26 protein-coding genes are annotated in these 24,521 nt (G+C 59.3%); 11 read left to right on the plus strand and 15 right to left on the minus strand.

From position 1 onward, the window contains the following. Window positions 1-64: 64 nt before the first annotated feature. The gene (locus tag GNF76_RS20340; RefSeq protein ID WP_155584912.1) at window positions 65-373 is read right to left on the minus strand and encodes a chaperone modulator CbpM; all 309 of its coding nucleotides are present in this window, start codon (window positions 371-373) and stop codon (window positions 65-67) included. Window positions 374-375: 2 nt separating this feature from the next. Then, a complete protein-coding gene (locus tag GNF76_RS20345; RefSeq protein ID WP_155584913.1) occupies window positions 376-1,323 on the minus strand; it encodes a DnaJ C-terminal domain-containing protein in 948 nt (315 codons plus the stop codon). 299 nt (window positions 1,324-1,622) lie between these two features. Here GNF76_RS20345 and GNF76_RS20350 point away from each other — a divergent pair, with 299 nt between their 5' ends. Further along, window positions 1,623-2,891 (plus strand): Hsp70 family protein, encoded by a 1,269-nt coding sequence (locus GNF76_RS20350; protein WP_155584914.1) that lies wholly within the window; start codon window positions 1,623-1,625, stop codon window positions 2,889-2,891. A 642-nt stretch (window positions 2,892-3,533) separates the two neighbouring features. Continuing rightward, complete coding sequence (locus tag GNF76_RS20355; RefSeq protein ID WP_155584915.1) at window positions 3,534-3,803, plus strand: hypothetical protein; 270 nt, start codon at window positions 3,534-3,536, stop codon at window positions 3,801-3,803. Between the two features lie 35 nt (window positions 3,804-3,838). Here GNF76_RS20355 and GNF76_RS20360 read toward each other — a convergent pair whose 3' ends face one another. The 4 genes from GNF76_RS20360 to GNF76_RS20375 all read right to left on the minus strand — a co-directional run bounded on the left by GNF76_RS20360 (window position 3,839) and on the right by GNF76_RS20375 (window position 6,797). Beyond that, complete coding sequence (locus GNF76_RS20360; protein ID WP_155584916.1) at window positions 3,839-4,333, minus strand: peptidylprolyl isomerase; 495 nt, start codon at window positions 4,331-4,333, stop codon at window positions 3,839-3,841. 170 nt (window positions 4,334-4,503) lie between these two features. Next, a complete protein-coding gene (locus tag GNF76_RS20365; protein WP_155584917.1) occupies window positions 4,504-5,517 on the minus strand; it encodes an AI-2E family transporter in 1,014 nt (337 codons plus the stop codon). A 105-nt stretch (window positions 5,518-5,622) separates the two neighbouring features. Beyond that, window positions 5,623-5,937, minus strand: coding sequence for a PsiF family protein (locus GNF76_RS20370; RefSeq protein ID WP_155584918.1), 315 nt, complete (start codon window positions 5,935-5,937; stop codon window positions 5,623-5,625). 71 nt (window positions 5,938-6,008) lie between these two features. Then, window positions 6,009-6,797: an AraC family transcriptional regulator gene (locus GNF76_RS20375; protein WP_155584919.1), complete on the minus strand. Its 789-nt coding sequence runs from the start codon at window positions 6,795-6,797 to the stop codon at window positions 6,009-6,011. Between the two features lie 97 nt (window positions 6,798-6,894). Here GNF76_RS20375 and GNF76_RS20380 point away from each other — a divergent pair, with 97 nt between their 5' ends. Next, window positions 6,895-7,782, plus strand: a complete 888-nt coding sequence (locus GNF76_RS20380; protein ID WP_155584920.1) for a DMT family transporter — start codon at window positions 6,895-6,897, stop codon at window positions 7,780-7,782. A 97-nt stretch (window positions 7,783-7,879) separates the two neighbouring features. Here the strand turns inward: GNF76_RS20380 and GNF76_RS20385 are convergent, their stop codons facing one another. Continuing rightward, window positions 7,880-8,770 (minus strand): esterase/lipase family protein, encoded by an 891-nt coding sequence (locus tag GNF76_RS20385; RefSeq protein ID WP_155584921.1) that lies wholly within the window; start codon window positions 8,768-8,770, stop codon window positions 7,880-7,882. Between the two features lie 89 nt (window positions 8,771-8,859). Next, entirely contained in the window at window positions 8,860-9,501 is a 642-nt protein-coding gene (locus tag GNF76_RS20390) for an FMN-dependent NADH-azoreductase (RefSeq protein ID WP_155584922.1), read from the minus strand. Window positions 9,502-9,626: 125 nt separating this feature from the next. On the opposite strand from GNF76_RS20390, the gene GNF76_RS20395 reads away from it, so the two are divergent. Further along, on the plus strand, window positions 9,627-10,538 hold the full coding sequence (locus GNF76_RS20395; RefSeq protein ID WP_178123443.1) for a LysR substrate-binding domain-containing protein: 912 nt from the start codon (window positions 9,627-9,629) through the stop codon (window positions 10,536-10,538). A gap of 194 nt (window positions 10,539-10,732) precedes the next feature. On the opposite strand, the gene GNF76_RS20400 is transcribed toward GNF76_RS20395, so the two are convergent. Next, window positions 10,733-12,802, minus strand: coding sequence for an AsmA family protein (locus tag GNF76_RS20400; RefSeq protein ID WP_155584924.1), 2,070 nt, complete (start codon window positions 12,800-12,802; stop codon window positions 10,733-10,735). A 369-nt stretch (window positions 12,803-13,171) separates the two neighbouring features. On the opposite strand from GNF76_RS20400, the gene GNF76_RS20405 reads away from it, so the two are divergent. Both GNF76_RS20405 and GNF76_RS20410 read left to right on the plus strand, forming a co-directional pair. Further along, window positions 13,172-13,630, plus strand: coding sequence for a hypothetical protein (locus GNF76_RS20405; RefSeq protein WP_155584925.1), 459 nt, complete (start codon window positions 13,172-13,174; stop codon window positions 13,628-13,630). Between the two features lie 154 nt (window positions 13,631-13,784). Continuing rightward, entirely contained in the window at window positions 13,785-14,417 is a 633-nt protein-coding gene (locus tag GNF76_RS20410) for a TetR family transcriptional regulator (RefSeq protein WP_155584926.1), read from the plus strand. 5 nt (window positions 14,418-14,422) lie between these two features. Here the strand turns inward: GNF76_RS20410 and GNF76_RS20415 are convergent, their stop codons facing one another. Next, complete coding sequence (locus GNF76_RS20415; RefSeq protein WP_155584927.1) at window positions 14,423-14,932, minus strand: C40 family peptidase; 510 nt, start codon at window positions 14,930-14,932, stop codon at window positions 14,423-14,425. Window positions 14,933-15,268: 336 nt separating this feature from the next. Between GNF76_RS20415 and ureE the strand changes: the two genes are divergently transcribed. The 5 genes from ureE (at window position 15,269) to GNF76_RS20440 (ending at window position 18,970) form a co-directional block, all read left to right on the plus strand. After that, window positions 15,269-15,769 (plus strand): urease accessory protein UreE, encoded by a 501-nt coding sequence (gene ureE, locus GNF76_RS20420; RefSeq protein ID WP_155584928.1) that lies wholly within the window; start codon window positions 15,269-15,271, stop codon window positions 15,767-15,769. Continuing rightward, window positions 15,766-16,440, plus strand: coding sequence for an urease accessory protein UreF (locus GNF76_RS20425; RefSeq protein ID WP_155584929.1), 675 nt, complete (start codon window positions 15,766-15,768; stop codon window positions 16,438-16,440). Before ureE ends, GNF76_RS20425 begins: the two co-directional genes overlap by 4 nt. Window positions 16,441-16,464: 24 nt before the next feature. Continuing rightward, window positions 16,465-17,079 (plus strand): urease accessory protein UreG, encoded by a 615-nt coding sequence (gene ureG / locus GNF76_RS20430; protein ID WP_003217431.1) that lies wholly within the window; start codon window positions 16,465-16,467, stop codon window positions 17,077-17,079. 22 nt (window positions 17,080-17,101) lie between these two features. Continuing rightward, entirely contained in the window at window positions 17,102-17,674 is a 573-nt protein-coding gene (locus GNF76_RS20435; protein ID WP_155584930.1) for a HupE/UreJ family protein, read from the plus strand. A 174-nt stretch (window positions 17,675-17,848) separates the two neighbouring features. Next, window positions 17,849-18,970 (plus strand): AGE family epimerase/isomerase, encoded by a 1,122-nt coding sequence (locus GNF76_RS20440; protein ID WP_155584931.1) that lies wholly within the window; start codon window positions 17,849-17,851, stop codon window positions 18,968-18,970. A gap of 57 nt (window positions 18,971-19,027) precedes the next feature. Here the strand turns inward: GNF76_RS20440 and GNF76_RS20445 are convergent, their stop codons facing one another. The 5 genes from GNF76_RS20445 to livM form a co-directional block, all read right to left on the minus strand. Further along, the gene (locus GNF76_RS20445) at window positions 19,028-19,933 is read right to left on the minus strand and encodes a cation diffusion facilitator family transporter (protein ID WP_178123445.1); all 906 of its coding nucleotides are present in this window, start codon (window positions 19,931-19,933) and stop codon (window positions 19,028-19,030) included. A 125-nt stretch (window positions 19,934-20,058) separates the two neighbouring features. Next, window positions 20,059-20,826, minus strand: coding sequence for an SDR family oxidoreductase (locus tag GNF76_RS20450; protein ID WP_155584932.1), 768 nt, complete (start codon window positions 20,824-20,826; stop codon window positions 20,059-20,061). An 830-nt stretch (window positions 20,827-21,656) separates the two neighbouring features. Further along, window positions 21,657-22,373: an ABC transporter ATP-binding protein gene (locus GNF76_RS20455; protein WP_155584933.1), complete on the minus strand. Its 717-nt coding sequence runs from the start codon at window positions 22,371-22,373 to the stop codon at window positions 21,657-21,659. Then, on the minus strand, window positions 22,370-23,245 hold the full coding sequence (locus tag GNF76_RS20460) for an ABC transporter ATP-binding protein (RefSeq protein WP_155584934.1): 876 nt from the start codon (window positions 23,243-23,245) through the stop codon (window positions 22,370-22,372). Before GNF76_RS20460 ends, GNF76_RS20455 begins: the two co-directional genes overlap by 4 nt. After that, window positions 23,242-24,519 (minus strand): high-affinity branched-chain amino acid ABC transporter permease LivM, encoded by a 1,278-nt coding sequence (livM, locus tag GNF76_RS20465; protein WP_155584935.1) that lies wholly within the window; start codon window positions 24,517-24,519, stop codon window positions 23,242-23,244. The genes GNF76_RS20460 and livM overlap by 4 nt, the downstream gene beginning before the upstream one ends. Window positions 24,520-24,521: the final 2 nt, after the last annotated feature.

Below are 24,521 nucleotides of genomic sequence, written 5' to 3' on the forward strand. Positions count from 1 at the left end.
GCTCCCGACGCAGCCTCGCTGGCGCTCGACAGCTGCTACGGGAGTGTTGTGGCTGGTGCGGGTTTCAGGGGGTTTGTACCAAGCGCCCCAGCCTCTGCTTGAGCATCTGGTTCTCAGCCCGCAATTGCTGGACCTCTTCCAGCAGGTTCAGCGCCAGGGCGACGCCTTCCCATTCCAGGTCCAAGTCCTTGCGCAGGGTCGACGCTCGCTTGGCCAAAGCCAGCTCGTAGTCGGTGAAATGCCAGGACTCGGGATTTGTCCCCTCGGGTTCAACGATGCCGTGTTCAACGATTTCGATCACGTAGGCCACCGACAACTCGGTGGCCTCACAAAACTCTGTCATGTTCACTTGAACCACACGGGGACTGCTCATCGTTAGCTACTCCATGTTTCTCTTGGATCAAAAGCGGCTTTTTTCGCCAGTTCTTGCCACAACGCCTTGACCTCGTCATCGGTGTTTTTCGGCATGACCGCCTTGAGTTGCACAAACAGATAACCGCGCTGCCCCGCCTTGTTCATCAGGCCGTGGCCCTTGGCACGCATGCGTTGGCCGTTCTGGCTGCCGGCAGGGACCTTGAGGTTGATCTTGCCGGTCAGGGTCGGCACGGCGACTTCCGTCCCCAGCGCCAGCTCCCATGGAGCCAGCGGCAGGGTAATGATCAGGTTTTCGCCTTCCACATCGAATTTCGGATGCGGTGCGAACTTGATGATCAGGTACAGATCACCATGGGTGCCGCCACCAATCCCCGGGGCGCCCTGGCCCTTGAGGCGGATGCGCTCGCCGTCGGCCACACCGGCCGGAATCTTCACATTCAGGCTTTTCGTGGTGTTGCTGACGTGCTGACCGGCCGCGTTGTACTGCGGCACCTGGAAGTTGATCGGCTTGGACTCGTTGGACAGGGTCTCTTCCAGAAACACCGGCAATTCCATTTCCACATCTTGCCCTCGACGCCCGGCGCTACGGCCCTGGGCACCACCAAAACCATTACCGCGCGAACCGAAGATCGAGCTGAAGAAGTCCGAAAAGTCGCCTGTGTCCTCACCGCCGCCGCCATAGCCACCACGGCTCTGCCAACCTGGTGGCCCCTGGAAGGGCTGGCCGTGCTGGCCGTATTTGCGCAGATCGTCGTATTCGGCGCGTTTATCGGCGCTTTTCAGCGCTTCATAGGCCTCGGACGCGTCCTTGAATTTGGCTTCCGCGTCCTTTTCCTTGCTGACGTCGGGGTGATATTTGCGCGCCAGCTTGCGATAGGCGGCCTTGATCGCCTTGTCGTCTGCCGTCGGCTCAACGCCGAGAATCTTGTAATAGTCTTTGAAGTCCATCGGGGGCATCACCATCCATTATCAATATCGCACTGCCAGCAGCACAGCATGCGCCTGTTTGCGGCGTCTGGATTGACCGATCTCAATCTTGTGACCTGAGGGTGCGTCAGAAGTTTATCGGCGGCGTGACAGACAAACTTGATCCTTGTGTCAGCCACCAACCGTATGGAGGGGATTTGGGGGCAAAGACTGATCTTTCAAGGTAACAAGTACGATGACTTTAGCGGATAGTCGGCCTACGCATCTGGACGCGGGTGACATACACTGCGCGGCCGTTTTTTAACCGGAACCTGAAAGACATGAAAAACGAATCCCCAGCCCGTGCCTGCGGCATCGACTTTGGCACGTCCAACTCCACTGTCGGCTGGATCCGCCCCGGCATGGAAACGCTTATCGAGCTGGAGGACGACAAGATCACCCTGCCCTCGGTGGTGTTCTTCAACTTCGAAGAACGCCGTCCGGTCTACGGCCGCCTGGCGCTGCACGAGTATCTGGAAGGCTATGAAGGGCGCTTGATGCGCTCGCTCAAGAGCCTGCTGGGCTCCAAGCTGATCAAACACGACACCAGCGTGTTGGGCACGGCGATGCCGTTCACCGATTTGCTGGCGCTGTTTATCGGCCAGCTCAAAAGCCGCGCCGAGGCCAATGCCGGTCGCGAGTTCGAGGAAGTGGTGCTGGGCCGCCCGGTGTTTTTCGTCGACGATGACCCGATGGCTGACAAAGAGGCCGAAGACACTCTGGTGGACGTCGCCCGCAAGATCGGCTTCAAGGATATTTCGTTCCAGTACGAACCGATTGCCGCGGCGTTTGACTACGAGTCGACCATCGAGCGCGAAGAGCTGGTGCTGATTGTCGACATCGGCGGCGGTACCTCGGACTTCTCCCTGGTGCGCCTGTCCCCTGAACGCCGCAACCACGACAACCGCCACGACGACATCCTCGCCACCGGTGGCGTGCACATCGGCGGGACCGACTTCGACAAGCAACTGAGCTTGCAAGGCATGATGCCGCTGTTCGGCTACGGCAGCCGCATGAAAAGCGGCGCCTACATGCCCACCAGCCATCACATGAACCTGGCGACCTGGCACACCATCAACTCGGTGTACTCGCAAAAGTCCCAGTTGGCCTTGGGCAGCATGCGTTACGACATCGAAGACACCGGTGGCATCGACCGCCTGTTCAAGTTGATCGAGCAGCGCGCCGGGCACTGGTTGGCCATGGAAGTGGAAGAAACCAAGATCCAGCTGACCCATGACGAGAGCCGCCATGTGCTGCTGGATCGGGTCGAGCCGGGGTTGAGCGTGGAACTGAGCCGGGCACTGTTCGAATCAGCCATCGACAACCTGTTGGAGCGGGTGCGCAACAGCGTTACCCAGTTGCTCAACGACGCCTCGGTGGACGTGGCCCAGGTGGACACGGTGTTCTTTACCGGTGGTTCCAGCGGCATTCCGGCGCTGCGCCAGAGTGTGTCGGCGATGCTGCCGAATGCGCGGCATGTGGAAGGGAACATCTTTGGCAGTATCGGCAGCGGGTTGGCGATTGAGGCCAGCAAGCGGTACGGCTACTGACTGCTTTAGCGAGGCTGCGATAGCGGTGGGGCAGGCACCCTCAATGTTGGCTATGCCGACGTCATCGCAGCCTCGCTAAAGCTCGACAACTCCCACCTTTGATCTTCGCTGCCCTGAGCTGGGTGTTTCAACCGTATTTGGCTGCGTTCTCAAAGACCTTGAAAGAGCTGGTCTTTAAGACGGCCTGTTGTCATCTACGGTTTGCAAAGTCATGGCATGGCTCCCATTGGAAAACTCACTACGAAGTGATTTTTTCGCTACAGCAGCCAACTGACAACGCCAACCACAGTCAGCTGTCAGAACCAACAGGTACAGACGAGTAGCCTCCCTTGGTCGTCGTCCACGACACTACCGCATTCAGACCAACCTGCGCCTTGCACGATTTCCGCAATGAAGCTTATAGTCCGCCGGTCGCCCATATGGCGACACGGGTTTGGCGACCCGGTGGATGGTGCAAAAGCGCTCTGCTTGTTTGCAGGCTCTTTTGCGTCCGCAATAGCCGCTTTATGGCGGCTGTGCGCGGGAGACCTTCGGGTCTGCCGGTCTCCATTCCCGGTTCGCCAACCTGCGTACAGCTGCCACCCATTTCGTTTGGCGACGGATGAGTGTGTAGCCCACCTCTACTTGAATGGGTTTTCAAACATGAATCGATACATACCCTTAACCGGACACGACTGCACGCTCCCCTCTCTGCTCATCGATACCCAAGCCCCGCTGGACGTACTCCACGACGCGGCCGCTTACCGCATTCGCGCAGTGACCCAAGTCCTAGAAAATCTCGCCTTTCGCGATACGCTCAAAACCGACACCATCATCCTCCAAGACTTCGCTCTGCTCTGCGCCATTCCATTGCGTGATGGTTGCGATTTGATGGATGTGATTGGGAGAAGGCTGAGTTCACAGGTTTCATAAACGAAATGGGGCGGCTTTGGGACCGCCCTCACTGCCTACATCTGACCGCAATTGTCGATTACGGTTTTAACTTTAGGCTTGCCTGACTGTGTACCCGTCGACTCGACTTTCTTAACGATGTCGTAGCCTTCGATAACTTCGCCGAATACCACGTTCTTGCCGTCTAGCCAAGGGACAACAACAGTGGGGATAAAGAACTGACTACCGTTGGTGTTCGGACCCGCGTTGGCCATGGACAACAGACCTGGCTTGGTGTGCCGCAAAGTAAAGTTTTCGTCGGCGAACTGTCCACCATAGATCGACTTACCGGAGGTACCATCGCCGCGCATGAAATCCCCGCCTTGCAACATGAAACCCGGGATGACCCGATGAAATGCGCAGCCCTTGTACCCAAACCCCTTTTCACCCGTACACAAGGCTCGAAAGTTCTCAGCAGTTTTCGGGACAATGTCATCGAATAGCTCCATGACAATACGACCTGCCGGATTGCCATCGATGGATATATCGAAAAAAACCTTGGGCCTGGCCATGGGGTTACCTTTTCCTTTTAGCAATTAAAGAAACAGGAAAACGCGTGCGTTCACCGTCATCCATTCATCAGCACAAGGAAAAGGTAGAGGCATTTCGCCCGACATACACCTGTAAGAACTGACAGTTCTTTAGACGATTTGGCAATCAGCCTGAAGGCACTCAAGTCCTTTCAAACCATCCCCGCCAGCTTCAACTCACTCTTCAAATACGCATAATAAATCGGCCCCGCCACCACACCTGGCAGGCCGAATGCGGCTTCAAATACCAGCATCGCCAATAACAGTTCCCACGACTTGGCACTGATCTGCCCGCCGACGATGCGCGCGTTGAGAAAGTATTCCACCTTGTGGATCACGATCAGGTAGCCCAGCGCCGCCACCGCCACCCAGATCGACAGCGACAACGCGACGATGGTGATCAGGGTGTTGGACATCAGGTTACCGATCACTGGCAGCAAGCCCAACAGGAAGGTCAGCACGATCAGGGTTTTGGTCAGCGGCAGGTGAATCCCGCACAGCGGCAGGACCACCGCCAGGAACACTGCAGTGAACGCGGTATTGAGTGCAGCGATTTTGATTTGCGCGAAAACGATATTGCGAAAGGCCTGGGCCAGCAGGTGCAGACGATCAAACAGCGCTGCCGCCAGAGGTTTGCGCTTGGTCAGGTCCGGCACGCGCTGCAAGGCGATGATCGCCCCCAGCACCATGCCGATCAGCAAGGTTACGAACATGTGCGCCGCGTCCTTGCCCACCAGTTGCAACTCGCTCAGGTGCTTGCTCAGCCAATCACCAATCGCCACCCGAAATTCGGCGGCGCTGGCGGGGAGGTAGGCATCGAGAAACGGCGGCAGTTGGCCACGTGCCCGATCGACTACGCCCATGAATTTGTCCAGGGAAGCCCCGGGATTTTCCGCTTCGTGGAGCAGGAAACTGATGGCGCCGGCAAAGATCAGGGTCAGGATGCTGACGATCAAGGTTCCCAGCAAGGCTACCGCCAGCCAGCGCGCACGTCGGCCTTCGATCAACCGCTGCAACTGCGGGGTGAGCATGTTGACCAGTTCATAGACCAGCAATCCAGCCAGCAGGCTGGGCAGCAGTTTCAACGGCAGTACCAGCAGCAACCCGCCGAAAATGATGACGCAACTGACCAGCAACAACACGTGACGCTGAGAAAACGTTGGCATACAGCCTCAAAACGAACGGCGTTAAAGGATGTCGCGGGAGCGAGCGTGCTCGTTCCCGCAAGAGGGCTGCGTGCGAGTGTCGCAGCCTTCCATAGCCCGGGGCTATTATTTCTTCAGGCAGGTGCTCATAAAGGTTTTACGCGCATCGCCCTTCAGCGCCTGGGTCTTGGCCGTCGCGTTGCAGTCTTTCATTTTCTGCTGCTGCGGGGTCAGGGTCTTGGCATCGTTGGCAGCCGGGGCGGCCTTGAGGCAGGTGCTCATGAATGCCTTGCGATCATCACCGGTCTTGCCACTGGTCTTGGCTTCGGCGTTGCAAGTGGTCATTTTTTGTTGCTGAGCCGTCTGTGCGGCAGTCGCGGCAAAGCCTTGGGAACACAGCAGCAGGCCCATCATCAACAACGGAATACGCAGCATCTTCATGGAGTTTTCTCCCTGTTACCGTGCCGAGGGGCACGGCCTCCCCCGCAGTGTAGACAAACCGTGTTACACCTTCACCTGCTACGTATGTTTGCCCGACGATATTGCTCCGGCGTACACCCGGCCTGGCGCTGAAACATGGCTATAAACGCTGAAGCGGTGCTGTAGCCCAGATCAAACGCCACCTCCTGGACACTGCGCGCACTATCGAGAGCCTCGATGGACGCCAGAAAGCGCAGGCGCTGGCGCCATTCACCGAAACTCATGCCCAGCTCGCGGACAAATTGCCGGGCCAGGGTGCGCTCGCTGACGTGCACCTGTTGCGCCCACAGGGCCAGGGCGCGGTTATCCCCCGGATCCGCCTGCATGCCTTCAAGCACACTGAGTAGCCCGGGGTTGCTGGCGTACGGCAGGAAGCAGTCATGCACCGGGGCCTGCTTGAGTTGGTCCACCAGGACCTGGGCCAGGCGCACATCGGCTTCGCTCTCGGGGATATTCACATCACGTTCGGCGAAGTCACTGAGGATCGCCTTGAGGATGTCGCTGATGGTCAAGGTGCACGGCTGCGGCGGCAGTTGCTCGCACAACTCCGGTGCCAGATACACCGAGCGGTAGACAATGGCCTGGGCGTTGTAGGAACTGTGCTGGGTGTTCGGCGGAATCCACAGTGCGTATTGCGGCGGCGACATAAAGCGGCTGCCGGCGACCTCGAAACGCATCACGCCCCGGGCCGAATAGTCCAGCGAGCCCCAGGCATGCTGGTGGGCGCTGGCATGGGTGTCGGCCTCGAACTCCGAATAGCGAAAGTACACCGGGGCCGGCAGCGCGTCGAAATCAGGGAGGTTGATGTACTTCTTGAGCATATTGTCTGGATACAGAGGTCGGATGGCTGGATCGAAGTATAGGCTTCGATCCAGACAAAGGATAATCAACCCTTATCAACGTTCCTGGTTCCTCTCGATGCAATACGCTTATCCATTACTGGCCATTTTTATCTGGGCCGGCAATACCGTGATCAACAAACTGGCGGTGGGCGCGATCTTCCCCGCCGAGATTGGCTTTTACCGCTGGTTGCTGGCGGGGATGCTGTTCACCCCCTTCATGCTCAAGCCGGTCATTGCCAACTGGCCGCTGATTCGCCCCAACCTGGGCAAGATCTTCATCCTCGGCGTGCTGGGCATGGCGGTCTATCAGAGCCTGGCGTATTACGCCGCCACCCTGACCTCGGCCACCAACATGGGCATCATCCTGTCGCTGATGCCGCTGATGGCCTTGACCGCCGCCATCATCAGCCTCGGCCAGCGCCTGACCTTTGGCGCCCTGACCGGTGCGGTGCTGTCGTTTGCCGGGGTGCTGGTGGTGGTGTCATCCGGCAGCCTCAGTGTGCTGCTGCAACACGGCCTGAACCTGGGGGATGCGATGATGCTCGTCGCCACCCTCGCCTATGCGATCTACAGCACCTTGCTGAAAAAATGGCAGTTGCGCCTGCCGCCGCTGGTGTTGCTGTACTTGCAGGTGCTGGTGGCGGTGGTGGTGCTGTTTCCACTGTTCCTCAGCTCGGAAAAGGTCGGGCTGGGCTGGTCGAATATTCCGCTGGTGATGTACGCCTGCCTGCTGGCCTCGATGCTGGCGCCGTTGGCATGGATGCATTCGGTCAAACACTTGGGGCCGAGCCGTACCACGCTGTTTTTCAACTTGCTGCCGTTGATCACGGCGCTGATTGCGGCGGTAGTGTTGAAGGAACAGTTGGCGCTGTATCACCTGGTGGGGGGTGTGCTGACTTTGGGTGGGGTGATCTTGTCGGAGCGTTGGACCACGCCGGTTAGCCGGAAGGCCAGCGTCGCCTGAGACATCGCCTTCGCGAGCAAGCCCGCTCCCACACTTGAAATGCACTCCAAATGTGGGAGCGGGCTTGCTCGCGAAGAACGATAACCCGGTCTACCCGTTAAACCCCGGCGGCCTTCAACCGCCGGGCATGTTCGACAAACAGCCTGATGGGCTCCGCCCCCTTGCCCACCAGCCCCAGTGACTGGTTGACGATATCGAAGTGATCCAGGGCGTAGTCATCACCAATCACCGTGCCCAGGTGCGAACTGTAGCGACCGACCATCCCATCGCACTGCCCCTTCTCACGAACGAATGTCCTGGCAAATAGCCGGCAGCTGCGGTTCGTCCCGTCAAACAGGTTGCGCCCACGGTCGGTCTTGCCCGGTTGCAAGGTGCCGGACCAGGAGTAATAGCGCACACCATTGACCTCCTCGGCCCCCTGCCCGCCCCAGGTGTTCGGCACGCCCTGAGGATACTGACGATTGAACAGCGCCACGCCCTCACTGGTCAGTGAATGGTGGGAGGCGTGAATGTCTGCCGCAAATCGCGGGCCGCGATAGCCGGTTTCCAGCCAGCCCATCAGCACGCCAACACACCTCAGCAGCGCACTCATGATGCGGCCCTTGGCGCTATCCGCGGGGTAATGGGTGTGGATATGGTCCGCCAGCTCCGAGCCGTGGTTGGGGCCGGCCACTGACGTTACCGAGGCCACCCACTCCGGGCGCTTGGCCGCGGCATAACGTGCGGTCAGCGAGCCCTGGCTATGGCCGATCAAGTTAACCTTGTCGGCCCCGGTTTCCCGGCGAATCTGCTCGATCTGCACCAGCAACTGCTCGCCGCGCACCTCACTGGAATTGAGCGGCGCCACCTGCACCGGGAACACCTGCGCCCCACCGGCGCGCAACGCCGGGACGATGCCGTACCAATACGGGTACAGCACCAGGCGCACAAACCCGAGCATGCCCGGCACCAGCACCAGGGGATAACGTGTGGCCAATGACTGCGGCATGGAGCGAACGTCCTTGAAAGTCAGCGGATAGGCCCATCCTAGACCAGCCTCCGTGACCAAACCATGACGCTATTGGCGGCCCTGATACTTCAGAAGCTGCGAGCCAGTTCGCGCAATTGGCCCTCTGCCTCGTCGCTGGAGCGCCGGAAAACCTCGGCAACCGACTCCTCGCCCTCGACGGCAATCACCGTAATGTCATCGATCCCGATAAACCCCAGGGCCGTTCGCAGGTGCGGGTCCGCGTGATTCATCGCCTCGTACTCGCCCCCCGGGCCAAACCCGCTGCCGCCCCGGCTGGTGATGATCAACGCCTTCTTGCCCACCAGTAAACGCTGGTACTGGGCGACACCCTGGCTGTCCTGCGCCACATCAAAAGTCAGGCCCATGCGCACGATTTGGTCGATCCAGGCCTTGAGGCCGCTGGGGATGCCGAAGTTGTACATCGGTACGGAAATCACCAGCAATTCGTGCCCGATCAACTCGCTCACCAATTCATCGCTCAACTGTAAATCGGCCTGCATGGCCAGGGGACGCGCCTTGGGTTGCGGGTAAAAATTCGCCGCCACAAAGGCTTCACTGACATGGGGAATCGAAGCCCGGCCCACTTCGCGACGCGTCAGTTGCGCCTCAGGATTGGCGGTCTGCCAGACATCGAGAAAAACTTCAGCCAGACGTCGAGAATGGGAACGTTCACCACGGGGACTGGCATGAATCGCGAGCATTTTTTTCATCTGTAAGGCCTTCACACGCTAGACTCAGGCAACCCGAATGGCCGCCTCTCTTGCTCACAAATCTAGAGCTGATCAGCCGGCCCGACAAATGAGCAAAAGTTAATCCGGATGACTTTAATTCATCCATGGAGCCTCACATGTTCGCTGCACTGCCCCTGACCGCCCTGCGCGCCTTTGAGTCAGCCTCACGCCTGTTGAGCTTCAAGGCGGCCGCCCACGAGTTGTCGGTGTCGCCAACGGCGGTATCCCATCAGATTCGCGCCCTGGAAACCTGGCTCGGCGTACCACTGTTCGAACGCCTGCCACGCCAGGTACGCCTCACCGCAGGCGGCGAGCGGTTGTTCCACAGCTTGCACGGCGCCTTGCTGGAAGTGGCACAAAGCGTCGATACCCTGCGTCCGCAGCGCAGCGCCGGTAGCCTCACCCTGTCCACCACGCCGGCGTTCGCCACCCTGTGGCTGGTGCCACGACTGGGGCGCTTCTACGCCGCCCATCCGGGAATCAGCCTGCGCCTGGACACGAACTGCGACGTGGTGGATTTGCGGCAGGACGCCAGCATCGACCTGGTGATTCGCTACAGCCTCGACGATTACCTGAACCTGTACGGACTGTGCCTGTTTGATGAGCGCTTTGCGGTGTATGGCTCACCCGAGCAGGTCGCGCTGGCGAGTGAACGGCCACCGACCTTGATCAGCGTGCGCTGGCACAACTCCAAGCTCTACGCCCTGGGTTGGCAAGCCTGGTGTGCGAAAGCCGGCGAAGACTGGCTGCAATCCGACTCGTCAATGCGTGAGTACGATGAAGAGCACTACGCCCTGCAAGCGGCGATTGCCGGTCAGGGCCTGGCACTGGCCAGCAATATCCTGGTTTCCGAAAGCGTGGCCAGCGGTTTGCTGGTGCCGTATCGACCGCAGGTCAGCGTCGACGGTGCCGGCTACAGCGCACTGTGCGTGCCCGGTCGCGAGCGGCACCCACCCGTCAGGGCGTTTTTCCAGTGGCTACAAGAGGAGGCGCGACTGTCAGGGCACGCGCTGTAAATCCGATAACGTTTTTTGCACCCTGTAGAACTCACAACTGGGCGCGATCACGCCAATGCGGATACTCACCGTAAACCATTGTGGGAGCTGGCTTGCCTGCGATGCAGATACCTCGGTGTACCGAGGTGACGCTATCGCGGGCAAGCCCGGCTCCCACACAAGCTAGCTCCCACATTTGTTTCCGGTTTCGGGCGTTAGCCCTTCACTGTCTTCGGCGCCTTGCCTTCCTTCATCTGTTGCAACAACGGCGCACATTGGTTTGGCACATCACCACTCGGCGCAACCAACGCCAACAAACCCGCAGCCGGCCCGGCAATCAACCCCAATGCCACCATCCCTGCGCCCCGCAGCATCAACGGCACCGCCTTCACCCCGGCATTGGGCTTGATAAACGGCCCACTGACGTACAACGGTGAACGCAGGGAAAACAGACGGAAACCCTTGGACTCCGGCGTGATCGTCAAGTCCAGTTGCTCGCTGGCCATGTTCGCCGTGCCATCGATGTAAATGATCGCGTTCTCGGTATCGAACACAAACAGCCGGGTGGTGGCCAAGCCGGTCTTGATGCCGAAGTCCGCTGCGGCGCAGTTGATCTTCACTTCCTTGTCGCCAAACATTTTGCCGACCACGTAGTTACCGACGTTCAGCCCGGCGATTTCCATCAGCCCGCGACTGATGGCGCCATCGTTGATCAGCATCTTCAGATCGCCATTGGAGCTGCCCAGCAACGCTGCCACGGAGTTGCCGCGACCTGAAATATCCGCATCACCGTTGAGCTCACCGAAGCTGGTTTTCATTGGTTCAAAGGAGGGGAACAACTGCTTGAGTTTGAAGTTACGTGCGGTCAGCCGCGCACGCCCTTCCAGCGGGGTGATCCGGCCATTCAAGCGAATCTGCGCATCGAGCTTGCCCCCGGCCACGCCAAAACGCAGGGGCTCCAGGCTCAGCTCGCCATCGTTCAGCACCAGATGCGTGTAGAGATCCGTGAACGGCAATTCAGCACTGTGGACGATGCGCTTGCCGGTGAACTCCACATCGGCATCCATATCGCGCCAACGCTCGGTGCGGAACTCTTCCACCGGCAACACCTTGGTCGCCGGCTGTTTGCTCTCGCCACCACGGGCTTTTTGCTTGGCGTTGGAGTCAGCGCCAATCAACGGCGCCAGGTCGGTCATCAACAGCTGGTTGGAGACCAGCGCGCCGCTGAGCTTGGGCCGGGGCTGGCTGGCCAGGTACGCGAGGTTGCCGTGGATATCACTGTTGCCGATCTTGCCGTTGAAGTCGTCATAACGAAACGACGCACCGCCAGCCTCGTGCAGCTTGGCAATCAGACGGCCGTCGGTGGCATAGGCCGGCGAGTCCGGCAGGGTGACGCCGGTCAGCGGGTACAAGTTGCCCAGGCTGCTGCCGGACAGCTTCAGGCGCAGGTCCAGAGCCCCCAGGTTCAGTGGGTCAGTCAAGGTGCCCGCCAGGGCAATGCTGGTGTCGGCGATCTTCACCTGGGCCTGCAACGGAAATGGCTTGGCGGCGTCCTGCAAGGCCAGCAGGCCACCAATCTTGCCGGTACCGGCCAGTTTCTGACCGTGATACTGGCCTTTGACCTTTAGCGCGAACGCGTAGTCCTGAGGCGCCGAGCCCTTTTCCAACGCCTTTTTGGCATCGGCGTCACCCACGATCTCGCCGAAAGGAATCGGTTTGCCCAGCAAGTCGATCACTACATCCAGTTGGGTCTTGAGGGTTTGATCATCAAGGGTCACGTGGCCCTTGTCGAAACCGATGGCACCAATGTCCACCACCCAATTGGAGGGTTCCGCGTTGGGGTCTTTGGGGTCGAACTGGAAGGTCCAGTTGGCGCGGCCGTCGGCCAGGCGCTGCAGCTCGGCGCTCGGCTCAGTGAGGTCAATACGCGGGATAACCACGCGCTGAGCCAGCAGCGGCAAGGGCGAGACGCGCAGTTCTACACGCTTGAGGGTGACCATCTGCGGGCTTTTCGACCACTCGGGATTGCCCAGCGTCAGGTCTTCGGCCACCACGTGGGGCCAGGGAATCCAGGCACGCCAGCCGCCTTCATCGGGCTCGCGCTGCCAGATCACCGCCAGGTTGCCATTGATAGCAAAGGGACGATGCAGTTCTTCGGAAACTTTGGCATTGAGGGGCGGCTTGATTCGGTTCCAGTCAAAAAATATCAGGACCAACACCACGACGGCGATGAGCAGAACGAAGCTGGCGCAGCTCCAGGCGAAAATTTTACGAGTGCGCGTCATTGCACAGGACTCCTGATTACGACTGAGCGTGCGCGTTACGACGCACGTTAGGACTACAGCTTATATGGCTACGACTGACAAACGGTGTAGGGGTTTAACCCCAATGGCCAATTAGACGGAAAAAAGCTGCTTTTTTGACCACCCAGACAACTTCCATCATCAATGACGCACCGTTGTTACCCACGTCTGTGTCGAAAATACCCAGCACGGTGCAAAACCGCGTGCTTGAGATGCGCGAGATAGAGCCTCCGCAGGGAACAATCAATTCTGTTGATTATTACCATTGTGTTTATGAACTTTTATATCGACTTATCAAGAGTAGCATTAGCTCTGTACCCAATTTATCGCCCTCCCAAGGAGCAACCCATCATGAAACGCCAATTACTCGCAAGCTTTGTACTATCGGTCCTGGCCACCAGCGCATTTGCTCTCCCAGCGTCTGAACAAGCCACCCCACAAGTCAAAGCTGACGCCGCACATTTCAGCCAAACCCTGGCTCGCAGCGGTTCGCAAGAAGACGAAAACCGCGACTACGCTAAAGGCGTCGCTGAAAACGGTTCGGAACAAGCCAACAAACGCGCTTACACCGAAGGCGTAGCTGAAGGCGGTCGTGATCGTCTGGAACAGAAAGGTCTGGTTGAAGGCGGTGCTGAACAAGCCAACAAACGTGCCTACACCGAAGGCGTAGCTGAAGGTGGCCGTGATCGCCTGGAACAGAAAGGCCTGGTTGAAAACGGTTCCGACCGTGCCAACGCACGCGCTTACGCCGGTGCTGTCGCTGAAGGCGGTGCTGATCGTCTGCAAGAACTGCATCAAGCCGCGAGCTAAGCCTGTGCTGGCCCTGAAAAAAAGCCCGATTCTGCCGAATCGGGCTTTTGACTTTATGTAACCCACAACACCCTTGTCCCGCCTCAAGTTCGACGCCAGTAAAGTTGTTTTGCTAGAGTGCGTCGCTGTCCTGGTCCACAAAGCCCACCCGCCCATGCTGCCCCGCGCTGAACAGAAGCAACAGACCCGCCTTGCCTTGATGGACGCAGCCCGCCATCTGATGGAGTGTGGTCGAGGGTTTGGCAGCTTGAGCCTACGGGAAGTCGCAAAAACCGCGGGTATCGTGCCCACCGGTTTCTACCGCCACTTTGACGACATGGATCAATTGGGCCTGGTATTGGTCAGCGAAGTGGGCCAGACCTTCCGCGCCACTATTCGCCTGGTGCGCCACAACGAATTCGTCATGGGCGGGATTATCGATGCCTCGGTGCGGATCTTTCTCGACGTGGTGGCTGCCAATCGCTCGCAATTCCTGTTCCTGGCCCGCGAACAGTACGGTGGTTGCCTCGCAGTTCGCCAAGCCATCGGCGCTTTGCGTGAAGACATCACTTCGGACCTCGCGGCCGACCTGACCCTGATGCCCAAACTCCAGCACCTGGACGCTGAAGGCCTGCACGTCATGGCCGACCTGATCGTAAAAAGCGTGTTCGCCACCCTCCCCGACATCATCGACCCACCCGCCGAAGCCCTGCCGGCGCATCTCACGCCCCAGGCCAAGATCACCCAGCAACTGCGTTTTATCTTTATTGGCCTCAAGCACTGGCAAGGGCTGGGCAGCACCGAGTAATACGGTCAGCGCACCACATGAAAACGCTTGGCGATGGTGTAGTGCTTGTTCCAGTAGTTGTTAGCCAAAGAGTCGATACGGATGTTCTTGCCGGTGCGGGGCGAGTGAATGAACTTACCCTTGCCTATATAAAGGCCAACATGGCTGATCTGGCCACGCCCATTCCCCTTGAAAAACACTGCATCGCCTGGCTGTAGCGCATCGCGCTTGACCGTGGCCGCCGTTGAACGGTGCATCGCTGCCGTGGTGCGGGGCAGCTGGATATTGGCTTCGGTCTTGAACAGATAGACCAGCAAGCCACTGCAATCGAAGCCCTGGCCCACTGAAGCGCCGCCCTGTTTGTAGGGTGTGCCCAGCAATGTATGGGCGCGGTCGATGACATTGTCGATAGACAGTGAAGGCGCTCCTCTCAGTGCAGCCGCCCCACTCAACGAGGAGGCATGCGGCTGAATATTCGCAGACGACGAAAAACTGACGAGACACAGGAAAAATAAACATAACGATGACTTGAACATGACAGATGCCGCAGTGGTTAAACACGAGCGGCATCCTAATCAAAGGGGGCGTAACAAAATGAACGGGGAATCCCGAAGTTACGTAGGACAAATCCTTTAATCCAACAACAAGAAAAAGATGAAGGAAGTTTCACTCAATACAGCCTGTTAACAGCAGCGAATAGCCCGATTCCGGTGCTATAAATCCGCCAACGCACCAAAATGAAACATTCAGAAACGTCTTAACGCCCTATCGGGTGGCACGAAAGCGCCCACCTGCAGGGAATTCCTACTCTCCGCGTGATTGGCAAGGCCCTTGCTCTAGCTTGCTTATCGTTCATAGCTGGAAGCCTTCTGATGCTGGTGATCCACCACCGAATCGCCCCCCAAGCCCTCTGGGCCGCGGAACTGCTGCTGAATTTCGAGGCCCGCAGTAAAAGCCGCTTGCGCTGTTTCAGCGCCGACGGCGAAGACGTCGGCCTGTTTCTCGAGCGTGGACAACCACCGCTGTACGACGGCGAATGCCTACAAGCAGAAGACGGCCGTGTCGTGCGCGTATGCGCCCGCCCTGAACACTTGCTACACGTCACCTGCCGCAATGCCTTCGAACTGACTCGCGCCGCCTATCACCTGGGCAATCGCCATGTTGCCCTGCAAGTCGGCGATGGCTGGCTGCGCCTGCTGGACGATTACGTGCTCAAGGCCATGCTCGAGCAGCTGGGCGCCTGCACTGAAACCATCGAGGCGCCCTTCCAGCCGGAACACGGCGCCTACGGCGGTGGCCATCACCACTCGCGCCATGGTGATGAAGACTTCAACTACCCGCCCAAGCTGCATCAGTTCGGCGTGCGTCTATGAACCCAGCCTGGGCGCTGCTGCGTCTGGCCAGTCCGCAACTGCCGATTGGTGGCTACAGCTATTCCCAAGGCTTGGAAATGGCGGTGGAAAACGGCCGGGTGAACGACTCCATCAGCGCCCGGCGCTGGATCAGCGACCAATTGCTGCTCAACCTGGCGCGCTTTGAAGCACCCTTGTTGCTCGCCCACTGCCAGGCCGCCGCCGCGCAGGACTGGCCGCGCCTGTCCCAATTGTGTGAAGAACACCGCGCCAGTCGCGAGACTCGCGAGCTGTATCAGGAAAGCCGGCAAATGGGCTACTCCCTGCAACAACTCCTCAATGGCTTGCCGGAACTGGACGAGCCCGCTCGAGAGTTCCTCGAACAACGCCCCGAACCGCATCTGGCCCTGGGTTGGGCACTGGCCGCCCGCGCCTGGCATATCAGTGCGCAAGATGCCCTGGCTGCCTGGCTCTGGAGCTGGCTGGAAAACCAGCTCGCTGTGCTGATGAAAACCCTGCCCTTGGGCCAACAAGCGGCGCAACGCCTGACCAGTGAGTTGCTGCCATTACTGCAACAGGCCCAGCAGGATGCCAGCCAACTCGACCCCGATCACTACGGCAGTGCCGCCTTTGGCCTGTCCCTGACGTGCATGGCCCACGAGCGCCAGTACAGCCGCCTGTTCCGCTCCTAGGCGCCTTTTATTTTGGAGAAGCACATGAACACACAACCCCTGCGCGTTGGCATCGGCGGCCCGGTCGGCTCCGGCAAGACCGCCTTGACCCTGGCCCTGTGCCTGGCCCTGCGCGATCGCTACAACCTGGCCGTAGTGACCAACGACATCTATACCCGCGAAGACGCCGATTTTCTGGTGCGCAATCAAGCCCTGGCACCCGAGCGGATCATCGGTGTGGAAACCGGTGGCTGCCCCCACACGGCGATTCGTGAAGACGCGTCCATCAACCTGGAAGCGGTGGATCAACTGAACCGGCGTTTCCCGGGCCTGGACCTGATCCTGGTGGAATCCGGGGGTGACAACCTCTCGGCGACCTTCAGCCCCGAGCTGTCGGACCTGACCATCTATGTGATCGATGTTTCGGCCGGCGACAAGCTGCCGCGCAAAGGCGGCCCCGGGATCTGCAAGTCCGACTTGCTGGTGATCAACAAGATCGACCTGGCACCGCTGGTAGGCGCGTCCCTGGAACTGATGAACAGTGACACCCAGCGCATGCGTGGCGGTAAACCCTTTGTTTTCAGCAACCAGAAAACCGGTGTCGGCCTGGAAGAAATCGTCGCCTTTATCGAACGCCAAGGCTTGCTGACCGCAGCCTGATCAACCACCAAGGAACCTGTCCATGAGCCTCAAGAAACTGTTTGGCACCGTCGCCCTGCTGCTCACCCCCGCCCTGGCCTTCGCCCACCCGGGGCATGGCGACAACGGCCTGGTGGCCGGTATCAGTCACCCTTTAAGCGGTATCGACCACCTGCTGGCGATGGTGGCGGTCGGTTTGTGGGCCGCCCAGCAAAAAGGCGCGGCCCGCTGGGCGCTGCCCTGCACGTTTGTGGGCACCATGCTGATCGGTGGCCTGCTGGGTTTTGAAGGCCTGGAACTGCCGGGCCTGGAAAGCGGGATTGCCGCTTCGGTGCTGGCGCTCGGCTTGGCGGTGGCCCTGGCGATTCGTCCACCCGTAGCCGTTGCAGTGGCGGTAACGGCGCTGTTTGCCTTGTTCCATGGCGTGGCTCATGGCCTGGAACTGCCGGACATGTCCAACCCTTGGGCGTATGCCGCAGGGTTTGTGGGTGCAACGGCGGCGCTGCATGCCGCAGGTTATGCCGTGGTGCGTTTCCTGCCGGCTGCGGCGGCGCCGTTGGTGCGGATTGCTGGAGCGGCCTCGGCGGCGACTGGGGTGTGGTTGCTCGCGGGCTGAGTATTGAGCTGTCAGTAAGAGCCTCATCGCAGGCAAGCCAGCTCCCACATTTTGAATTGCGAACCCATTCAAATGTGGGAGCTGGCTTGCCTGCGATGGCGGGCTCAAAAACACCACCGATCCCAAGCCTGCTACCATGTCGCGCAAACACCCCTGCCGTGACGACGCCAGCCGATGCCCATCGCTCCAAGCTCCGCCCTCAAGCCCCAATTGAACGTTGTGCTCACGCACTTCCACGACCTGATCGTGCCGCTCTGGCAAGGCCCGGGCTGGAATGCCGACCTGGCGCTGCCCTACGAAGCCTTGGGCGCAGATCACCATCCCCTGCCCCCGCAACGCTACCGCGCCATGGCCTGCGCCCGGCAGTTGTACCTGTTTGCCAGCCTGATCGGTGAGCCAGGCGCAGACGTTGCCGAAGAGCGCGCGGCTGCGTTGTTTCGTTCGTTGCAGCGGCACTTCCATGACGCCGAACACGGCGGCTGGTTCTACAGCATCGACCCCCACGGCAAGCCGCTGGACAAGCGCAAAGACCTCTACACCCACGCATTCATCATCTTCGCCTGCGCCCACTACTGGGCCAAAGTGCGTGAGCCGTTGGTGGAGTCAGTGCTCAATGCCGCCCTGGAAGTGGTCGCCGAACGGTTTGCCACCGGCGATGGCTTGTATGAAGCCGTGCTGGAGCGCAATTGGTCATCCCTCAAGTCCGGCCCGCTGCAAAACCCGTTGATGCACCTCGCCGAAGGCTTCCTCGCCACCCTCGCGGTACGTGAAGACGCCGCCGTGCAAAGTGCCTTGCTGGCGCTCGCAACAGCCATGCAACAGCGGTTCATCGACCGCCAGCACGGGGTGATGATGGAAAAACCGTTGGGTGCTGTGGATAACTGGTTTGAGCCCGGGCACCAGTTCGAATGGTTCTTTTTGCTGGCGTCTTCGGATGTGCTGAAAGACACCCCCTTGCACGCCTCGCTGGCCCGGGCGTTTACCTATGCCGAGCAAAAGGGTGTGGATAAGTTGACCGGTGCGGTCAGCGGCATGCTCGCCCTGGATGGCACCGTACGTGACGGCACCCAGCGCATCTGGGCCCAGGCCGAATACCTGCGGGCACTGACCTTGCGGCCGGGTAGCGAAGCCGTGTTGCAACGCCAATTGCAGGCGTTGCAGCAGCGGTTCCTGCATCACAAAGGCTGGAATGAATGCCTGGATGCCAGTGGGGCCGTGAGTCGATGGGACATGCCATCGACCACGCCCTACCATTTGGCCACCTGCTATCGGGGTTTGACCGACGCGCTCGGCTGACTGTAGCCCTGTAGCCGCTGCCTCGTACCTCGTCGCGGCTACAGGTACATCAATACCTTATGCAACCCACTTGCGGTCCCCGGTAAAGCTGATCGTCAGCCAACGCGCCGCGTCCGGCTTGCCCAACCCTGTGGATATCTCTTCGCGCAGCCCATCGAGGGTCGCGACGCTGTCCATTGGGTAGTCCGCCGGCAGCACCACATGAATCTCGATAAACCGCGCCCGCCCGTGCTTTTGCACGTAAGACACGTAATCATCGAAACCATGCCTGGCCTGGGCCGCATCCATCACTTCGCGCACCTTGTCATCCAGTTGATCCGGTGCAATCCCCAGCACATCACGCAAAGCCGGACGCAGGATCTTGAATGCCGGCGCCAGCATGCTCAGGGCCAGCAGGATCAGGATCAACGGGTCGACATACACCGCCCATTCGCCATAGCCCTGGGACTTGAGTAGCAACGCCGTCAGGAAGCTTATCAACAGGCCCACCGAGAGCATCGCGTCCACCAGCCAGCTGATGTTGTCGAACTGGATCAGCGACGACTTGAGTGTGCGATTGCGGTAGCGCACGTAGAAGAAATAGCCGAACTCGACGACGGTAAATACCGCCGCATAGATGATCACCAGGCCCAGTTCAATCTCACGCCCGCCATTGATAACGCCGAACACGCCGTTGAGAAACGCATAGATGGCAATCAGAAACAGGAAACTGCCTTCGATCAGCAGCACCATCGGTTCCAGGTGCCAGTAGCCGAACTGGAACCGATCGTTGCTTTTTTTCGCGATCAGCTTGGCCGTGATCAGCATCAGCACCTTGATAAAGGTGGCAATCAGCGAGAAAAAGCCGTCGAATAAAATGGATTGGGATCCTGAGACCACACCCGTGACAATCCCGGCGATCGCCACGGCGAACATCAGGATGGTCGATTGTTTGAGCAGCGACTGCTCACCTCGGTTACTCACATATCCTCCTGTCAAAACCTTGAAACCGCAGAATGCGGCGGGGTTTTCAGGAGGGGAGTGTACCTTATGTCACTTTTTGGCCGATTTGCCGCCATCGCCGGTACCCCGGCGATGGCGTTTTGGTCTTAGCCCTTGGCGCCACGCTCAATGGCAAACCCGGCCCAGGTCTGGCTCACCGGCATCAGTTCCAGACGGTTGATGTTCACGTGCGCCGGGGTATTCATCACCCAGAAGATCGTGTCGGCAATATCTTGCGGCTGAATCGGCTCGGCGCCCGCGTAGGTCGCGTCATACCGCGCCTGGTCACCGGCAAAGCGCACCAGCGAGAACTCGCTTTCACACAGGCCCGGCTCGATGTTGGTCACGCGCACGCCGGTGCCTTGCAGGTCACAACGCAGGTTCAGGGAGAACTGTTTGACGAAGGCCTTGGTGCCGCCATACACGTGGCTGCCCGGATACGGGTAGTTGCCGGCGATGGAGCCCAGGTTGATGATCCCGGCACCACGGCCGTGGGCGATCAGGCGTGGCAATAGCAGGTTGGTGGTGGTCAGCAGGCCCTTGATGTTGGTGTCGACCATGGTTTCCCAATCGTCGAGGCTGCACTTGGGCGCCGGATCCGTCCCTACCGCAAGGCCTGCGTTGTTGATCAGCCCGCGCAGCTTGCTGAAGGACGGCGGCAGGTTGGCGATCGCCTCCTCCATGGCCTTGCGGTCACGCACGTCCACCACCAGGCCGTGGACTTCGGTCTGCTTGGAAAGCTCGGCGCACAGCGCGTTCAAACGCTCCTCGCGGCGACCGGTGAGCACCAGCGACCAGCCCGCCTCGGCAAAACGTCGGGCACAGGCTTCGCCAAAACCGGACGTTGCACCGGTAATAAATAGCGTGTTGGACATGATGTTCTCCTTGCAGGGCTTCGCGCAGCCAGTGAGATAAAAAACCAGCGAGCAGAATGCCCGCACGCCGCCCTTGCGGCAACCGGTGCACCCGCTGCAGCGATGACTCTGTACAAAATTTGATCAATCACCGCAAAGCCGTATAACCCGTGGCATGCAGCCATATGCGCCCATGTTATCCACAGCCCCGCCCACAGTCTTTGGGGGCAAGTACAAAACCCGCCAAGCCGCTGTGCACAAGGCTTTCAGCACGATTTGATAAGTTTTTTGCTTGACCTTGGGCCAGGCCTATGTAGACCCAATGCAAACGAAGGAATCAAGGGGATGGCTCCAGGCCAGTAATTCCGGCCCCTGCGGGAGTCTTTCCAGAGTTTAATCACAGACTTATCCACAGGCCTGACCGACATGTTTTTGTCATATACCTGTGTCTTTAAACAGGTTGACAAAACCTTGGACAGGTCGTGAAAAAGCCCCTGATCAAAAAACAACCACAACTCTGAAAGCCACGGAATCAAAGGCCTCCAGCCAGCTACTCCCACGTTACCCACAGCCGGTTCCACAGTCCGTGGGGACAAGTCAAAACTGTGACAAAACAGGGATTTGCGGCGGCTATATGTCGCGCTTTGGGAGGTGCTCAGATTTGTTTTCCACAATTTGGCGAAGCGCTTGTGGGCAGCGCAAAAAAATGTGGGAGCTGCTTTCTGTGGGAGCTGGCTTGCCTGCGATGGCGTCACCTCGGTTTGGCTGAAATATCGAGGTGTCTGTATCGCAGGCAAGCCAGCTCCCACAGAAAAGCGGGCTCCCACAGGGTCTTGCATAAGACTTACAAATCAGTGCCCGCCAAGGTAGGCGTTGCGCACCTCCTCATTGACCAGCAGCTCCTTGCCAGTCCCCGTGAGGCGAATCTCGCCGTTGACCATCACATAGGCCCGATCAGACAAGCGCAGCGCGTGGTTAGCGTTCTGCTCCACCAGGAAGATGGTCATCCCGGTGGACGCCAGCTCCCGCAGGGTCGCGAAGATCTGCTTCACCACAATCGGCGCCAGCCCCAGGCTCGGTTCATCCAGCAGCAACAGCTTGGGCCGGCTCATCAACGCCCGGGCGATGGCGAGCATTTGCTGTTCGCCGCCGGACATGGTCATCGCCCGCTGATTGCGTCGCTCCTTAAGCCGAGGAAACAGGTCGAACATGCGCTGCATGTCCTCAGCGGCGAACTTGTCGCCAATCGGGATGGTGCCCATCAGCAGGTTTTCCTCGACCGTCATGTCGGGGAACACCCGTCGCCCTTCCGGTGATTGCGCAATGCCGTTGGAGGCGATGTAGTGGGTCGACTTGTGGGTAATGTCCACGCCACGATAGAGGATCTGCCCGGACTCAGCCCGTGGCTGGCCGAAGATCGACATCAGCAGCGTGGACTTCCCCGCGCCATTGGAGCCAATCAGGCTGACGGTTTCCCCTTCGTTGATGTGCATCGAGACTTTCTTCAGCGCCTGGATCGGCCCGTAGAACACGTCCAGGTCTTTTAGTTCGAGGATTGGCTCACTCATACCAGCTCCTCTTCATCAGCGCCCAGATACGCGGCGATCACTTTTGGATCGTTGCGGATCGCCTCCGGGCCGCCCTCAGCGATGACGTTGCCGTGATCGAGCACCACAATGTGGTCGGAAATACTCATCACCATGCCCATGTCGTGTTCAATCAGCACCACCGTCAGGTCATGTTCGTCGCGCAGCAGGCGGATCATCGTGCTCAGCGCTTCGGTTTCCTGGGGGTTGAGGCCCGCTGCCGGCTCATCCAGGCAGATAATCTGCGGCCGGGTGCACATGGCGCGGGCGATTTCCAGGCGGCGTTGTTGGCCGTAGGACAACTCACCGGCCAGGCGGTTGGCGCAGTCCACCAGGTCCACGACTTCCAGCCAGTAGAAGGCATGGTCGAGGGCGTCGCTTTCGGCTTTGCGGTAGCCCTTGGTGTTGAGGATGCCCGCCAGCATGTTGCGGTTGACCCACATGTGCTGGGCCACCAGCAGGTTTTCCACCACCGACATTTCCTTGAACAGGCGAATGTTCTGGAAGGTGCGCGCCAAACCGGCACGGTTCACCAGGTGGGTGCCGCCGAACATCTTGTAGAACACTCGGCTGACGAAGCTTTTCGGCGAGACGAAGTCGGTAGGCTTGAAGGGTTCGCCGAGCAACTGGATCACGTTGGTCTGCTTGCCCCGCACATTGAGTTCGATCTTGCCGCCTGTGGCCTTGTAGAAACCGGTCAGGCAGTTGAACACCGTGGTCTTGCCGGCACCGTTCGGACCGATCAAGGCGAAAATCGAGTTGCGTTTGACCTTGAGGCTCACATCGCTCAAGGCCTTGATGCCACCGAAGTGCATCATCAATTTTTCCACGCTGAGGACGACTTCCTTGCTCATGGCGCCACTCCTTTACGTGGGGTCACACCTGTGCGGCTGATGCGAATCAGGCCTCGTGGTCGCCAGATCATCATCACCACCATCAACACGCCGAACAGCAGCACACGGTACTCGGAGAAGCTACGCAGCAGCTCCGGCGCCACCGTCAGCACGAACGCGGCAATCACCACGCCGACGGTCGAGCCCATGCCGCCCAACACCACGATGGCGAGGATCAAGGCCGACTCGAAGAAGGTAAACGATGACGGGTTGACGAAGCCCTGGTAGCTGGCAAAAAACACCCCGGCCAAACCGGCAGTCGAAGCACCGATGGTGAACGCCGAGAGCTTGACCAGCACATGGTTCAGGCCCATGGAACGGCACGCGATTTCATCTTCACGCAGGGCTTCCCAGGCGCGGCCCACTGGCATGCGGGTCAGACGGTGCTTGATGTACAGCACCAGCAACACCACCAGGAACAGCACAATGTAGATGAACAGGAACTTGATGTTGGGGTTGTAATCGAGGCCAAAGAACTCATGGAACGGCACCCCGCCATCTTTGGCTTTACGCACGAACTCCAGGCCGAAAAACGTGGGTGACGGCACCGGCATGCCGTTCGGCCCACCGGTAAACGACAGCCAGTTGTTCAACACCAGGCGGATGATTTCACCGAACCCCAGGGTCACGATAGCCAGGTAATCCCCATGCATTCGCAGTACCGGGAAACCGAGTATGCACCCCGCCAACGCGGCACAAATGGCCGCCAATGGCAGCACCGTCCAGAAGCCCAGACCGAGGTATTGATACCCCAACGCCAGGCCGTAGGCGCCGATGGCGTAGAACGCCACGTAACCCAGGTCGAGCAGCCCGGCCAGGCCCACCACGATGTTCAGGCCCAGGCCCAGCAACACGTAGATCAGCCCGAGAATCACCACCGTCAGCAGGTACTTGTTGGCGAAAAAAGGGAACACGATGGCAATCACGATCAGCGCCGGAATCACCCAACGCAACTGCGATTTATAGTCCGGCTTCAGCACATGCACGCCGGAGCCGGTGCTCTCGAAACCCTGGAGAATCCGCAGCCCCTTGGGGGTTTGCAGGAACAGGCTCATGGCGAACCGCCCGACCATCACAATGGCCACCAGCAAACCGACGCGGGCCGGTTGCAGATTGAAGCTGTAGCCGTCGAGGACCACGCCGACAATCGGGCCGAACACGATCAGCGAAATCAGCCCGGCAAGGACCGTATCGACCAGACTTTTCTTGATATCGATTGAGTTGGCAGCAGACATAT

This window comes from Pseudomonas spelaei, from assembly GCF_009724245.1.
In the GTDB taxonomy this organism is placed as follows: Bacteria; Pseudomonadota; Gammaproteobacteria; order Pseudomonadales; family Pseudomonadaceae; genus Aquipseudomonas; species Aquipseudomonas spelaei.

Bases quoted from the DNA above. Each gene is read 5' to 3' on its own strand.
- GNF76_RS20360 (WP_155584916.1), bottom strand. From the start codon at position 4,333: ATGGCCAGGCCCAAGGTTTTTTTCGATATATCCATCGATGGCAATCCG.
- GNF76_RS20455 (WP_155584933.1), bottom strand. From the start codon at position 22,373: ATGAGTGAGCCAATCCTCGAACTAAAAGACCTGGACGTGTTCTACGGG.
- GNF76_RS20365 (WP_155584917.1), bottom strand. From the start codon at position 5,517: ATGCCAACGTTTTCTCAGCGTCACGTGTTGTTGCTGGTCAGTTGCGTC.
- GNF76_RS20440 (WP_155584931.1), top strand. From the start codon at position 17,849: ATGCCCATCGCTCCAAGCTCCGCCCTCAAGCCCCAATTGAACGTTGTG.
- livM (WP_155584935.1), bottom strand. From the start codon at position 24,519: ATGTCTGCTGCCAACTCAATCGATATCAAGAAAAGTCTGGTCGATACG.
- GNF76_RS20340 (WP_155584912.1), bottom strand. From the start codon at position 373: ATGAGCAGTCCCCGTGTGGTTCAAGTGAACATGACAGAGTTTTGTGAG.
- GNF76_RS20460 (WP_155584934.1), bottom strand. From the start codon at position 23,245: ATGAGCAAGGAAGTCGTCCTCAGCGTGGAAAAATTGATGATGCACTTC.
- GNF76_RS20345 (WP_155584913.1), bottom strand. From the start codon at position 1,323: ATGGACTTCAAAGACTATTACAAGATTCTCGGCGTTGAGCCGACGGCA.
- GNF76_RS20385 (WP_155584921.1), bottom strand. From the start codon at position 8,770: ATGCCGCAGTCATTGGCCACACGTTATCCCCTGGTGCTGGTGCCGGGC.
- GNF76_RS20390 (WP_155584922.1), bottom strand. From the start codon at position 9,501: ATGAAAAAAATGCTCGCGATTCATGCCAGTCCCCGTGGTGAACGTTCC.
- GNF76_RS20425 (WP_155584929.1), top strand. From the start codon at position 15,766: ATGAACCCAGCCTGGGCGCTGCTGCGTCTGGCCAGTCCGCAACTGCCG.
- GNF76_RS20400 (WP_155584924.1), bottom strand. From the start codon at position 12,802: ATGACGCGCACTCGTAAAATTTTCGCCTGGAGCTGCGCCAGCTTCGTT.
- GNF76_RS20405 (WP_155584925.1), top strand. From the start codon at position 13,172: ATGAAACGCCAATTACTCGCAAGCTTTGTACTATCGGTCCTGGCCACC.
- GNF76_RS20370 (WP_155584918.1), bottom strand. From the start codon at position 5,937: ATGAAGATGCTGCGTATTCCGTTGTTGATGATGGGCCTGCTGCTGTGT.
- GNF76_RS20410 (WP_155584926.1), top strand. From the start codon at position 13,785: ATGCTGCCCCGCGCTGAACAGAAGCAACAGACCCGCCTTGCCTTGATG.
- GNF76_RS20415 (WP_155584927.1), bottom strand. From the start codon at position 14,932: ATGTTCAAGTCATCGTTATGTTTATTTTTCCTGTGTCTCGTCAGTTTT.
- GNF76_RS20435 (WP_155584930.1), top strand. From the start codon at position 17,102: ATGAGCCTCAAGAAACTGTTTGGCACCGTCGCCCTGCTGCTCACCCCC.
- ureG (WP_003217431.1), top strand. From the start codon at position 16,465: ATGAACACACAACCCCTGCGCGTTGGCATCGGCGGCCCGGTCGGCTCC.
- GNF76_RS20355 (WP_155584915.1), top strand. From the start codon at position 3,534: ATGAATCGATACATACCCTTAACCGGACACGACTGCACGCTCCCCTCT.
- ureE (WP_155584928.1), top strand. From the start codon at position 15,269: ATGCTGGTGATCCACCACCGAATCGCCCCCCAAGCCCTCTGGGCCGCG.
- GNF76_RS20380 (WP_155584920.1), top strand. From the start codon at position 6,895: ATGCAATACGCTTATCCATTACTGGCCATTTTTATCTGGGCCGGCAAT.
- GNF76_RS20395 (WP_178123443.1), top strand. From the start codon at position 9,627: ATGGAGCCTCACATGTTCGCTGCACTGCCCCTGACCGCCCTGCGCGCC.
- GNF76_RS20350 (WP_155584914.1), top strand. From the start codon at position 1,623: ATGAAAAACGAATCCCCAGCCCGTGCCTGCGGCATCGACTTTGGCACG.
- GNF76_RS20375 (WP_155584919.1), bottom strand. From the start codon at position 6,797: ATGCTCAAGAAGTACATCAACCTCCCTGATTTCGACGCGCTGCCGGCC.
- GNF76_RS20450 (WP_155584932.1), bottom strand. From the start codon at position 20,826: ATGTCCAACACGCTATTTATTACCGGTGCAACGTCCGGTTTTGGCGAA.